Origin of the sequence: Jeotgalibaca porci (genome assembly GCF_011299095.1) — a bacterium.
GTDB lineage: Bacteria > Bacillota > Bacilli > Lactobacillales > Aerococcaceae > Jeotgalibaca > Jeotgalibaca porci.
In genome coordinates, this window is sequence record NZ_CP049889.1 from 700,786 (window position 1) to 713,953 (window position 13,168).

The 13,168-nt window shown below is 36.2% G+C and carries 12 protein-coding genes; 2 read left to right on the top strand and 10 right to left on the bottom strand.

Annotated elements, in window-relative coordinates; translation table 11 throughout:
- Position 1 precedes the first annotated feature (1 nt).
- From rfbA to G7058_RS03640, 8 genes are all read right to left on the bottom strand, one after another.
- Entirely contained in the window at positions 2 to 871 is an 870-nt protein-coding gene (rfbA, locus tag G7058_RS03605; RefSeq protein WP_166062271.1) for a glucose-1-phosphate thymidylyltransferase RfbA, read from the bottom strand.
- Positions 872 to 1,077: 206 nt separating this feature from the next.
- Positions 1,078 to 1,818: a nucleotidyltransferase family protein gene (locus G7058_RS03610; protein WP_166062272.1), complete on the bottom strand. Its 741-nt coding sequence runs from the start codon at positions 1,816 to 1,818 to the stop codon at positions 1,078 to 1,080.
- Entirely contained in the window at positions 1,815 to 3,020 is a 1,206-nt protein-coding gene (locus tag G7058_RS03615) for a GHMP family kinase ATP-binding protein (RefSeq protein WP_166062273.1), read from the bottom strand. The genes G7058_RS03610 and G7058_RS03615 overlap by 4 nt, the downstream gene beginning before the upstream one ends.
- A gap of 15 nt (positions 3,021 to 3,035) precedes the next feature.
- Positions 3,036 to 4,034 carry an NAD-dependent epimerase/dehydratase family protein gene (locus G7058_RS03620; RefSeq protein WP_166062274.1) on the bottom strand — a complete coding sequence of 333 codons (999 nt, stop codon included), beginning with the start codon at positions 4,032 to 4,034 and terminating at the stop codon, positions 3,036 to 3,038.
- Positions 4,035 to 4,107: 73 nt separating this feature from the next.
- A complete protein-coding gene (locus G7058_RS03625) occupies positions 4,108 to 5,922 on the bottom strand; it encodes a polysaccharide biosynthesis protein (protein WP_166062275.1) in 1,815 nt (604 codons plus the stop codon).
- A gap of 18 nt (positions 5,923 to 5,940) precedes the next feature.
- Positions 5,941 to 6,711, bottom strand: coding sequence for a tyrosine-protein phosphatase (locus G7058_RS03630; RefSeq protein WP_166062276.1), 771 nt, complete (start codon positions 6,709 to 6,711; stop codon positions 5,941 to 5,943).
- A gap of 5 nt (positions 6,712 to 6,716) precedes the next feature.
- Positions 6,717 to 7,454, bottom strand: a complete 738-nt coding sequence (locus tag G7058_RS03635; RefSeq protein ID WP_166062277.1) for a CpsD/CapB family tyrosine-protein kinase — start codon at positions 7,452 to 7,454, stop codon at positions 6,717 to 6,719.
- 10 nt (positions 7,455 to 7,464) lie between these two features.
- On the bottom strand, positions 7,465 to 8,211 hold the full coding sequence (locus G7058_RS03640) for a YveK family protein (protein WP_166062278.1): 747 nt from the start codon (positions 8,209 to 8,211) through the stop codon (positions 7,465 to 7,467).
- Positions 8,212 to 8,617: 406 nt separating this feature from the next.
- Between G7058_RS03640 and G7058_RS03645 the strand changes: the two genes are divergently transcribed.
- Positions 8,618 to 9,463 carry a hypothetical protein gene (locus G7058_RS03645; RefSeq protein WP_166062279.1) on the top strand — a complete coding sequence of 282 codons (846 nt, stop codon included), beginning with the start codon at positions 8,618 to 8,620 and terminating at the stop codon, positions 9,461 to 9,463.
- A 445-nt stretch (positions 9,464 to 9,908) separates the two neighbouring features.
- On the opposite strand, the gene G7058_RS03650 is transcribed toward G7058_RS03645, so the two are convergent.
- Both G7058_RS03650 and G7058_RS03655 read right to left on the bottom strand, forming a co-directional pair.
- Entirely contained in the window at positions 9,909 to 10,439 is a 531-nt protein-coding gene (locus G7058_RS03650; RefSeq protein ID WP_166062280.1) for an acyltransferase, read from the bottom strand.
- Positions 10,439 to 11,845, bottom strand: a complete 1,407-nt coding sequence (locus G7058_RS03655) for a lipopolysaccharide biosynthesis protein (RefSeq protein ID WP_166062281.1) — start codon at positions 11,843 to 11,845, stop codon at positions 10,439 to 10,441. The genes G7058_RS03650 and G7058_RS03655 overlap by 1 nt, the downstream gene beginning before the upstream one ends.
- 970 nt (positions 11,846 to 12,815) lie before the next feature.
- On the opposite strand from G7058_RS03655, the gene G7058_RS03660 reads away from it, so the two are divergent.
- Complete coding sequence (locus G7058_RS03660; protein WP_166062282.1) at positions 12,816 to 13,163, top strand: hypothetical protein; 348 nt, start codon at positions 12,816 to 12,818, stop codon at positions 13,161 to 13,163.
- Positions 13,164 to 13,168 lie beyond the last annotated feature (5 nt).

Sequence of the window (13,168 nt, forward strand, 5' to 3'; positions counted from 1 at the left end):
ATTATTCAGACTCTGCTAGACGCAACATATACTGGCCATAGCCATTTTTCTTCAAAGGCTCAGCTAAAGCGATTAATTCTTCGCGCGTAATATAGCCCATGCGGTAAGCAATCTCTTCTAAACAGGCAACTTTTAGATTTTGACGTTTTTCAATTGTCTCAATAAATGTAGATGCTTCTAATAGCGATTCGTGTGTTCCTGTATCCAGCCAAGCAAAGCCACGTCCCATAATTTCAACCGCTAATTCGCCTTTTTCTAGGTATGCTTTATTGACATCGGTAATTTCTAGTTCACCACGTGGTGACGGCTCAATGCTTTTGGCGATTTTAACAACACTATTATCATAGAAATATAGCCCAGTAACCGCATAATTACTCTTTGGAACTTCAGGTTTTTCTTCAATTGAAACAGCTGTCATATCTTTATCAAACTCCACAACGCCAAAGCGTTCTGGATCATTAACATGATAACCAAAAACAGTTGCGCCTTGTTCTTTAGATGCTGCACGCTGCAACATCTTTGATAATCCGCTACCGTAATAAATATTATCGCCAAGAATCAAGCAGACAGAATCATCTCCGATAAAGTCTTCCCCAAGAATAAACGCCTGTGCCAGTCCATCTGGGCTTTCTTGAACTTTATATTCAATCTGAATACCTAGTTCACTTCCATCTCCTAATAATTGCTCAAAACGCGGTGTATCCGTAGGCGTTGAGATAATCAAAATTTCTTTTATTCCTGCCAACATCAATGTAGATAGTGGGTAGTAAATCATTGGCTTATCATAAATAGGCATCAGTTGTTTTGAAATTGCTTTTGTAAGAGGGTAAAGTCTTGTCCCACTTCCTCCTGCTAATATAATTCCTTTCATTTTAAGATCCTCCATTTTATCTATTTTTTCTAAATACCTTGTTTCCTTCATCACGTATTCTAGCATATAAATACATTATCAGTCTTCTTTAATGTTAATATCAAACTTTTTGAGATATATTTAGAAATTCTTATACTGCTAAGGCCATTTTGTATAGAAAAGCCAGATACCATTTTTTACTAATGGTATCTGGCTCATATTTATTGTTATTTTCGATTCTCAAATATTTCTTTTACTGATTCGTAACTTTCGACGGTTCCAATATCATAGCGTTTCCCTTCAAACAAAAAGGCATGAACGGTTTGTTTATTAATCAAATAAGGAACAAAATGACCTGGCGCATCCGGATTATTTCCTTCTGCTAAATACTCTTGGAATAACGGCAATGTTTCTTTCTTATACAAATAGAATGCAGGCACACAGTAGCTCGAGCGTGGTTCAGGCGGTTTTTCTTCAAAGGACAACACCCTCTGTTTTCCATCAAGTTCGACTACACCGGCACGTTTTACTTGTGCTTCATTTTCTTCAATATAAGATGTAATACAGTCTGTACCTACTTCATTAAAGTAACGCACGAAATCTGTCAGTTCGAAGTCAAAGAGATTATCTCCTGCCAGAATCATTAAGTCATCATCAACGTCTAAAGTCTCAATCACATACTGAATATCGCCGATAGCGCCTAAACGTGTTTCATTCGTTAGCGTTCCATCATTCACGACCGTTATTTTTTTCGAATAATTACTCGTTTCGTTCCATTCTGAAAAATGCCCGGAGAACTTGTCATTTGTGACAATGATAATCTCATCAACTTCTGAAACACGGTCAATTTTTTCAACGATGAAATCAAGAATCGTCTTCCCCGCAACTTCAAGTAACGGTTTTGGCATGTTCTCCGTTAGAGGATACAAGCGTGTTGCATAACCTGCGGCTAAAATAATTGCTTTCACTCCTTCATCCCCTCCAAATCTTTAACTAAATGAGCGCCATCTGCTGTTTTACAAAAGTTAACTTCATATAAGTCTTTAATTTCAGGGTGACGAACCGGATAATTTGCATCAATCTTCGCTTTAATTTCTTCTTTGTAAGCTGGATCAATCAAACCGATCACTGCACCACGGTAACCCGCCCCACTTGGACGGGCACCATAAACACCTTTACATTCCTTCAATAAATAGAAGATACTCTGCATTTCTGGTATCCCTGATTCATACTGGTAGAAGGAGCTTTCGCCTGATTCGAACATCAACTGCCCAAACTTCTCAATATCCCCTTCAGCCCACGCTTTGGCGCCATCTACCACACGTTTTTGTTCTGTATAGAAATGTGCTGCACGTTTGCGTAAGCGTTCAGGTAATTGATCCTTATAATCTTCATACACTTCAGTTGGAATGTTACGCAGTTTTACATTCTCTAAAGCGGGTGTAATCGGCATCCCACTTAAATCTTGAAGCAACCAGCCTCCAACACGTAACTCGTCCGTACGGTTGTTAAAGTCCGTACTGATTAACTGCTTAGAGATTCCTGAGTAAACCACTACAACTTCAAATTCAGGCATATCTGCGCCCTTTTGAATCATCTCGTGCTCGTTACTCAAACAATCCATCACCATCAACTGATTATCCATGCTCAAGACATTTGCAGACTGATCTAAAATTCCGTTTTTCAATCCGATAAATTGCGTTTCTACCCAGTGACTATATTGAATAATATCCATCTTAGAAACCTCAATGTCATTCGCATCACACAACGCCATCAAATAAGCTGTTGTTACTGCGGCAGAAGAACTCAACCCACCAATAGGCAACTTCCCGCTCACAATCGCATTGATTCCTTTTTTCAAAACATAATCTTGACGCAAGGCCATTACTGCACCACGGATATACGTTCCCCAGAAACCGGGAATATACTCTGCATCGTGCGTGATATGAAATAGTTCTTTATCAGGAAAATCCATACTTTGAATACGGACATACCCATCTTCTGTTGGTGAATAGATCATATCTACACTCGCATCTAAGGCCATACCAGATACGCGTCCGCCTTGGTGATCCGAGTGAGCACCAATTGGACAAATACGGAGTGGTGAGCGCACTGCACGTACGTCTTCGCCGTTATAGATTTCTTGGAATTTCATCATTAACTCTTGCAACAGATTTGCCCCTTCCTATTTCTTATTGTAGTAGTCAACATACCAATCTGTAAATTTTTGTAAGCCGTCTTGAATAGACGTTTCGGGTTTGAAGCCAATTGCTGCTTGCAGTTTATCAGTAGAAGCATACGTAGCAGACACATCTCCTGGTTTGATTGGTTCGTAAATCTTTTCAAACTCAACTTCTCTACCTAATGAGTTACTCAATGCTTTTTCAAGGCTTGTGATAAATACCATCAATTTTTCAGGATTATTGTTTCCGATATTAAAGACAGTATGGCCTTGATGTGGTTTCTCAATTAATTTACCAATACCTGTGACGATGTCATCAATGTAAGTGAAGTCACGATACAAGTCGTTATCAAAATCACCATTGTTAAAGATATGGATCGGCTCGTTGTTAAAGAATTTATCTGTGAATCCAAAGTAAGCCATATCTGGTCTTCCCATTGGTCCGTAAACAGTAAAGAAACGAAGTCCAGTAGCTGGAATTTTGTACAAATGGCTGTAGGTATGAGCCATTAATTCATTTGATTTCTTCGTTGCTGCATACAGTGATACTGGATTATCTACGAAATCTGTTTCTTCGAAAGGTACCTTTTTATTAGAGCCATATACAGAACTCGATGAAGCATATAGTAAATGTTCCACTGGATAGTGGCGACAAGCTTCTAATATGTTGTGGAAGCCGATAATATTACTTTGGATATAGGCATCTGGATTTTCGATTGAATAACGTACACCTGCTTGCGCAGCTAGGTTCACAACGATTTCGGGCTTATACTCCTTAAACAGATTCTCTAAACCTTCTTTGTCAGTTAAGTCTAGTTTAACAAACGTAAATAACGCATTATCCTTCATTTTACTTAAGCGTTCTTCTTTTAAGCGAACATCATAATAGTCATTTAGATTATCAATACCGATTACTTTGTGACCTTGGCTTGTTAGTTTTTTTGAGAGGTAGTAGCCTACAAAACCAGCTGCACCCGTTACTAAAATTGTTTTTTTATCCATATAATATTCTCCTTAGTTCCATTCATATTTCATCTATAGAAAAAGCTAGATTCAAATGAACCTAGCTTTTTTTCTATTGGTGCGTATTCGCAAATTCCACAATTTCTTTGCGAATGATATTATCTGGCTGTTGTAAGAGCGACTCTACAAAAGATAACGTCTCATTCATGTCATACTTCGTACTATTCCCAACGAATATTTTTTCATATACTTGATTTTCAGCTAATTGCCCCTCAGCTAATAACTCTTCATAGAGCTTCTCTCCTGGACGAATTCCTGTTTCGACCACTGCTATTTCGGATTCTGAATAACCAGATAACTTAATCATCTTCTTAGCTAAGTCTACAATTTTAACCGGTTCTCCCATATCAAGAATGAAAATCTCACCACCTTTGGCAAGTGCTCCGGCTTGAATAACTAAACGACTGGCTTCAGGAATCGTCATGAAATAACGAATCATGCGGAAGTCGGTCACGGTAATTGGTCCGCCATTCGCGATTTGTTCACGGAAGACAGGAATAACACTTCCACGACTTCCCAAAACATTCCCAAAACGTACGGCTGCGAATTTTGTATCTCCCGTTTCATTCAAAGAGGTAACAATCATCTCAGCAATCCGTTTTGTTGAACCCATCACGTTAGTAGGACGCACTGCTTTATCCGTAGAAATCATGACGAAACTCTTGACGCCCACTGACTTCGCTGCTTCTGCAATATTCATCGAGCCATAAATATTGTTCTTAATCGATTCAGTCGGATTAAATTCCATCAAAGGGACATGCTTGTGAGCTGCGGCATGGTAGACTTGATCCGGCTTGAACTTCTCCATCACCTTGAACATACGCGCTCTGTCTTGGACATCCGCAATGACAGGAATAATTTCAATTGCGCGTCCATATAGGTTCTTTAACTCTTTATCAATTAGATAAACCGAGTTTTCTCCGTGTCCTAATAAAATTAGTTTAGCAGGTTCAAACTTTGCTACTTGACGACAGACTTCAGAGCCAATTGAACCTCCAGCTCCACTGACTAAAACAACTTTTCCATGTAAGTGTTCTGTAATAAGACTTCTATCCAGTTTAACCTCTTCGCGGCCTAATAAATCAACGACATCGATATCCCGGAAACGATTTACACTTAATTTCCCTTTTAGCACATCTTCAATACTCGGCATTTGGTTTACTTTCACATCAACCTCAGCGCAATATTCCAGAATACGTTCTAAGTCTTCAGGAGAAGCTGAAGGAATCGCCACCGTTACTTGATCGATCTGCAATTCTTTAACTAACTCAGGAATATCTTCTTCTCCGCCTAATACGGGTATATCATTCAATCGAGACCCCAGTTTCCCTAAGTCACGATCCACAATCCCAACAATTTCAATTCCATCTGGATTGTTAATTAAGCTACTAACGAAAAGGTTACCCCCGTCTCCAGCCCCTACAATTAATGTCCGTATTTTGTCTTCTTTTTCAATCCCACGAAAAAAACGACCATTTTTATATTCATGATAAAAACGCCAAATCACGCGTGACCCCGGTATTAAAAGTAAACTAAATACATACATTAAGAATATATAGCGGTAGCTGATTGAACGTATAAATAATAATACAACTAAACCAGATATACCAAATGAAATTGTCATTATACGCGTTGCGTTAAAGATCTCATAAATACTTGTATAACGAACAATTCGCGAAAATAAATGGTGCTTCAGTCCCATTACGAGATACGATAAAATGGATATACCAATCATCACGTAATAAAAACTATTCACTGGACGTATATACGCCTCTACTAAATAATGCGCCAAAAAAGCTGAAAATAGAATTGAAATTGAATCTACAAACATTAAAATAAATGATTTTTGCCCTCTTGTTAAGTCCATTCCACCTCTACTCCTTACCTAAAATAAACCAAAAAATCTTTTCTTATTACGTATTTCAGTTGGTGGATCTACTATCAACTGATCTCCATTGATAATATCTTTGGCATTTTTCTGAAACAATGCTGCTTTATCCTTACCGAATTCTTTTGTCATCTTCTCGAACGCTTCTTTCATGTGAAAAGCACGCCCTCGTGTATTATGTGCATCAGAAGCAAGGACATGGACCAAGTTTGCTTCAATTAATTGGCTGCTTAACTTCGCAATATCTTTCCCAAAAACACCCATATAACTGCTGGCAGTCACTTGGGCTAATGCACCCTTTTCAACAAAGTCCAAAAGAAGAGTTGGGTCCTCAATAATAGCTTGATTTCTCTCTGGGTGGACAATTACTGGAATAATTCCCTCTTGCATCAATTGAAAAAAAAGCGATTCGGCATAATGCGGAATCGACATTGTTGGAAATTCAATCAAAAGATAGTGTTTCTGTTCATCAACAAAGACGATCTCATCTTTTTGAATCCCTTCCAATACTTCACCATGTAGACGAACTTCTTGTCCTGGAAATACAGTTAAGTTAATATTTCTGTTATCTAGTTCCATTTGAAGCTGCTCGACGTGTTGAAATATATCTTTTTTATAATTTTCAAACTTTCCATTCTTATGATGCGGTGTTGCTAGGATATGAGTGATTCCTTCAGCAACAGCAAGTTCTGCCATTGCCAAAGAATCCTCTAAAGAGCGCGCACCGTCATCAATTCCAAATAAAATGTGAGAATGGATATCAATCATTTTACTCACTCCTCGTCCGTATAACCATAGCCGTAATAAGAATAAGAGCGATCTGACTTCTTCTCAGCTCCATTAAATACAACACCCAAGACATTCGCTTGTACCATATCTAGTAATTCTTTAGCATGTCTGACATCTTCTGTATGTGCGATATTGCGACGAACAACAAAAACGACACCATCAGTCTTTGTTGCCATAATTTGTGCATCTGTTACAGACACAACAGGTGGCATATCGAACAATACCAAGTCATATTTTTCTTCTAGTTCTTTAATTACTTCATTCATTCGATTGGAATTCAACAGTTCAGATGGATTAGGCGGCACAGGGCCACTTGATATAATATCTAAATCAGCATCTTCAACGTACTGAGCAACATCTTCAACTCTAATATCTCTTGATGTAATTAAGGTGCTCAAACCAACGCTATTTTGAGTATTGAAGGTCTTCGAAACTGTTGGTTTACGCATATCAGCGTCAATTAAGACTACTTTTTTTCCTTGATCTGCAAACACAGCTGCTATATTAGCTGCAGTTGTAGACTTTCCTTCGTAAGGTCCAGAAGAAGTAAATATAATCGTTTTTAAGTCTTTATCTATCATCGAGAATTGAATATTCGTTCGAATCGTACGAAACTGTTCGGCTACCACAGAATTGGGTTTCGTTACTGTAATTAGAGTCGTTCCCTGTTTTTGTAGTTTATCCATCTGTTTGATTTTCTTTTTCTTACTCTTTTTAAACATGTTACTCCTCCTACACTCTTCTTCTTGATAACGAAGGAGATGTTTTAGGCGTTCTCACTCTTTTATCAATTCTAGTTGATTTCACTTCATCCATGGTCATTTCTAGAATAGACCCTAGGTTTGTCCACCCTAAATCTTCAATGATTTTGGTGTCTTTGACACGCTTATCCATAAACTCAAGTAGAAACGCTAGCCCAACTCCAATCATTAGCCCTAGAATAAGTCCAACAATCAAATTCAGTATAGTATTTGGAGATACTGGTTTCATATTAGGTGTCGCTTCTGATAGAATGGTGACCGATTCAACTTCTAAAATGTCCCCAATTTTCGTTTGAAATGATTGTGCAGTAGCATTCGCTAGTTCACTGGCTGTATAAGGACTAGCATCATTTATACTAATTCCAAAAACAAGAGAGCTAGTTTCTGTTTGGACACTAATTTTATTACGTAACTCTTCTAGACTTAACTCTGATCCTGTTGAATTTATAACATCTTCTAATATAATTGGTTCTTTTATAATACTTTGATAAGTGTTAATCAAATTTAAATTTGTTTGGATATCTGTATTCGTAATCGACTGACTTGTATTCTGAGTTTGATTTACCACAATTTTTGACGTTGATTCGTATTGCGGTGTTACAAAAAAGAATGTATAAGCAGCAGCAAGAACAAGACCCGCTAAACTCCAAGTAATTATCTTACCTATGTGTCTCTTAAGTATAGCGAATAATTCGCCTAATGATATTTCTTCTCCCATCGTTGCCTCCTGATTTTTTGTAAATACTTTTGAAATTTTTGCTAAATTTCATTTTATTTTCCTTTACTATTGTACTATAGTAGCCTGCATAAATCTATATACCTTATTTTTGAATTTGCCTAAAATTTTATGACAACACTGTATATACCAAAAGCTCGAAGAATTCACATGTGGAAAACATTGAGTCCTCGAGCTTTTCGATTGTCCACAGAAAAAATATATGGACAAAATGAATCCTGTTGCATGTTCTAATTGATTTACGACAAAACAAAAAAACAGAACAGGAACTGAGGTTATTTTAACATGAATTCTACAGAAATCTACCAAACAAACGAATTTAAATCGTGTCCATCAGAACCATTTAAATACCGCTAAAACAGCAATTCCAGATGCCCCTTTAATTATTGTGGACGAATCCGATATTATTAAGCCGTATGCCGAGAAAAAGGAACACTTGAGCCTCGTGCGGGATGGCTCCAAAAACGTCATTGAAAAAGGGTATACCACGATAAATTTCTCGATGGCTAGCCCTAAAACGAAGCACCCGATTCCGCTATACAATCATATCTATTCTTCTCGGGAAGAACATTTCCAAAATCAGAATTTTGAAATAGTCAAAGGTTTTGACGCCTTCCATTCATTTCTGGGGGAAAAGAATGCCACTTTCGTCATGGTCCGCGGGTATGACAATAACGCGATGTTCCAGTATGTTCAAGACATCGGCCATTTCTTCGTGACCCGCTTGATTGATACGCGTTACCTGATCCACAGAAACCAGCGGATAAAAGTGCCCGACCTAGCGAAACGCCGGAAAGGAAAAATCAATTTTGAAACCGAAATCCAGGGCAAGATATATAACTTGAAGGTTAGCCATATCAAGGTCGAACTGCCCATACCAAAAGACACGCCCCTCAATATGGTCGTTGGCTATGGTGCAAAACCAATGAAGCTGTTAACCAACCATGCCATCAAAGGCAAAGAAGATGTGCCTCGCATCCTAAAAGGCTATATCACTCGTTGGCGAATTGAGGAACTTTTCCGTGTTCAAAAAGAAGAATTCAAACTGGAGAAAAACACTTGCCATACACAAGTCGTCTTGGCACGTGCCCGCTCTTCAAGTGCGTTGGCAAAAATAAAATTTTATCTTTATCGGTTCATACGAAGGGTTAGCAAGATTCTTTCTTTTGATACCTTAGGTATTAAGCACTTCCATCGGATTGAACAGCGATCCAGTCAACTATCTTTATGCTAAGCGGCTAACTTGAATCTTTTTAAACACGCTGACAAAGGCGTTCTATTTGTGTTTCTGCTTATGGTGCTTCAAAGAAATATGTCAAAGTATTTCGCTGTTTTCTCATAGATGCCCGAGTTACAAGCTGTCTTTACGTAAAAAGGGTAAATTCAAATAATATTTTTATCTTTTATTCCCAGCAGTTTTCCTATAAAATGTTTATGAGATAAATAAATTCCCTCCCTAAAAAAACTCGATACCTTTATTTTCCACAAAAGGCCGTATGCCCATCAACACTTAATATTCTAGAGCCTTTCTTGCGAACTCAGTGGCTTATACACTTACATTCACTGGCTCAAAACTCCGCACGGGTGGCTCATTGATGCATTATTCACTCAAGTCCTCTTGGAGCTATTCTGCGCATTGAGTGGAGTTAAAGTCCACAGGATCTTTCTTTTCACTATATTCATAACTTATATTTATTTACTAAATAAGCTTTCTTTTCTTGATTATTCATATGTTTGGTATAATCAATCCTACTTTTATTTTTTTCAAAATATTCATCAATTGTTCTAATCAATCTAGCTGGTACACCACCTACAATTGTATTAGATGCTACATCTTTAGTTACAACTGCTCCTACCCCAACAATTACATTATCTCCTATCGATACACCTGGCATAATTACTGAATTTATACCAATATGAACATTATTTCCAACTTTTATTTTACCAAAAAGATCGGCATCTTTCGCAGTACCTGTATTGCGTAGTACCCATATACCCCCATCGTGAGTTATAAAGCTAACACCTTTAGTAATTCTCACATTGTCTCCAATATCAATTAAATAAGGTTCTGAGCCAAAATTAACTTTGTCGTAAACCTCACAACCAGTGCCCATTGATAAATTTAAATGTTTTTTGATTAGATTTGCACGTTGCGAAGGTGAGCTAGCAAATTTAATCCTCAAATTTGTAATTTTATTTTTAAATCCCATTATTTGTTACCCCCATTTACTATTTTATTAATAACTTGAAAGAGAATTTTTTTATTCTTGTACAAAATAACGATTAACAATATTAATTCAATAATAATACTAACATAATAATGCAAGTTAGTAGTCACTATAGTAATAAATAAAAAAAGAGATAGCATTAATAAAATTGGTTTCCAATTTAATTTCAATTGGATATATTTATTTATAAGTATGTATCTTGATACTAGCATAGCAACTGCCCCGAAAATTTGACCGATTATTACAGATGCAATTCCAATATCATCAATAAATAACCATGAAATTATAAATGTCACTATTCCACCTAAAAGAGTAGTAGTAAATTGATACTTCGTTTTATCTATTGCTTGAAATATCGAACCAATATTTGACGCCATGGTGTTAGCTACAGCATAAATTAAAAGCCATGGAGCAAACACTAATGAACCAACATACTCTGTATCCGCAATAAACTCATAAAAAACTACTATTGCCGGAACTCCCAATATTGCTATAGTTGAAAAAATCATAAAAAGATTTTGCAAAGTTTTATTAAATTCTCGACTTATACCATTAGTTTTTATAGATAAAATTACTTCCTCAATAATTGCCATAGTAATAACACTACCAAACATTGTTATTACTAGAGAAAATTTATTCGCAAAGGAATATAATCCATTAGCTTCTGTACCTAATTTAATAGTAATAATCATTCTGCCAAATCCTGAAATAAACCATGCAGAAATTAGATTCAAAACAAGCGGTGAAGAAAAAACAAGCATCCGTTTTAAGATTCCTTTATCAAAATCTTTAATTCTTAATTTGCTGAGCACTCTAATTTTTACTTCGATGACTAAAATTGTAGCAAATTGACCTAGGTTATACGACAAAAGTAATCCCAATAATCCCATTTGAAAATATACTACAAAAACTAATACACTTATAAAATTAATAATAGTTGATGTAATCCCCGCTACTACATACAATCTATTGTTAGAAGTAGCCCTTGCAAAGTATTGCCATACGTAAACTATATTATTTAAAAATATCATTGCAACTACTAAATTAAAATATCTAATTGTACTACCAGAAATCCCTTTAAATAATAGTGATATTAATACAAATAATATTGACATTACTACAGTAAATATTGCAGAAGTGGACATGATTCTTTGTTTTACTTTATCATCTTCCTCGGTTAATAAAAACTTTAGTATAGCTTCCCATATCGCTATTAATATTATTGGTGATAATATTCCCATAATGGTTTGAGAGAAATCATAAAACCCTAATTCTTCTGTATTTATATAAAAAGCATAAATAGGAATTAGTATCGCTGACATAATTTTTGAAGATAGATTTCCTATAAAATAAATACCTGATTTTCTTACAAGTCTTTCATTATTCATTTTCTTCTCTCCTACCTAATTTCCAACTTTTTTAATGATTACTGAGTAAAAAGACTATGGTAATATATCAAAGAAATATTTCATTTATTTGGTATATTAATTACTAATTATTCGACTTAAAAGTAACTACACGCATAAACAAAAAGAAACAGATTCTACAGTTACTGTTTGAAAGGTCTAGCTAATCATATCGATTGATGAAATTAAAAATGCAAGACAAAAAAGTTACATTAATATCAAGACTCAACACTGAAGCTTTACATGATTTTACTATATTGTTTAATTGCAATATCGAGATCAGGGGTTCTCTCGAAACATGATTGCTAAGACACAGAATGTATGTCAAAGTTCAGTGAGAAAGGTCTTCAAATGGGCAGATGATTTAAAGCTGATATATGAACATATTGAAGAGCTATCGGATAATGAAGTTTATTGGAAGTTCTTCCCTGAACGACATCAATCAGAGTTGTTGTATATACTCCCTGATTACGAAAAGATTCATAAAGAGCTCCAAGAAGTTTGGGTGCCCCCCTAGCTTCTATGGCAGGAATATGTTAATTACTGTAATGATGGCAATGGTATTACAGTTGGGTACACTAAATTTTACGAAGTTTATCAAAAACATATTGACTAATACCGCTTGACGAACCATTTAAAATATAAACCTGGTGTATCAATCCAAATTGATTAGATTGGGTTCAACCATGGATTTTCTGGACACAGACACGGATGATCTAATTACCATCTACCTTTTTTTAGGAACCCTGCCTTACAGTCAATATACCTATGTAGAATCCACACTTAACATGAAAAGTGTGGATTCGTTATCACATGAATATGTTTGATTACTTTGGTGGAACGTCCATCCGTCTTATATACGGCAACTTGAAGAAGTGTGTGATCAGCCTCCAAAAGAAGGAGAAATTGTCTTAAATGAACACAGTATGAGTCTTTAGTCAATCATTATGCAATGGCTGATATGCCTGCTCAAGTACGTAAACCAAAACAGAAAGCAGCCATAGAAGGTGCAGTTGGTAAAGCCATGACGGTAATCTCCCCGTTGAGAAATGAAATCTTCACGACCGTGAGTGAATTAAAAGTAGCTATCCGCGAAAAATTAGAAATCTATAACGCCAAACCTTTTCAAAAACGTGAAGGAAGTCGACGGTTCATTTTCACAGAGACAGAACAAGAAAAACTCCATCCACTGCCTTCAATCCCTTATGACATTGCTGAATGGTTTACGGAAGAACCGTTAAACTCGATTGCCATATTACCTTTCAAAAAAATAACTACTCGTATTCCTACCAGTATGTAAAAAAG

Bases quoted from the DNA above. Each gene is read 5' to 3' on its own strand.
- G7058_RS03655 (WP_166062281.1), bottom strand. From the start codon at position 11,845: ATGAATAATGAAAGACTTGTAAGAAAATCAGGTATTTATTTTATAGGA.
- G7058_RS03640 (WP_166062278.1), bottom strand. From the start codon at position 8,211: ATGGGAGAAGAAATATCATTAGGCGAATTATTCGCTATACTTAAGAGA.
- G7058_RS03625 (WP_166062275.1), bottom strand. From the start codon at position 5,922: ATGGACTTAACAAGAGGGCAAAAATCATTTATTTTAATGTTTGTAGAT.
- rfbA (WP_166062271.1), bottom strand. From the start codon at position 871: ATGAAAGGAATTATATTAGCAGGAGGAAGTGGGACAAGACTTTACCCT.
- G7058_RS03660 (WP_166062282.1), top strand. From the start codon at position 12,816: ATGGCTGATATGCCTGCTCAAGTACGTAAACCAAAACAGAAAGCAGCC.
- G7058_RS03630 (WP_166062276.1), bottom strand. From the start codon at position 6,711: ATGATTGATATCCATTCTCACATTTTATTTGGAATTGATGACGGTGCG.
- G7058_RS03650 (WP_166062280.1), bottom strand. From the start codon at position 10,439: ATGGGATTTAAAAATAAAATTACAAATTTGAGGATTAAATTTGCTAGC.
- G7058_RS03635 (WP_166062277.1), bottom strand. From the start codon at position 7,454: ATGTTTAAAAAGAGTAAGAAAAAGAAAATCAAACAGATGGATAAACTA.
- G7058_RS03620 (WP_166062274.1), bottom strand. From the start codon at position 4,034: ATGGATAAAAAAACAATTTTAGTAACGGGTGCAGCTGGTTTTGTAGGC.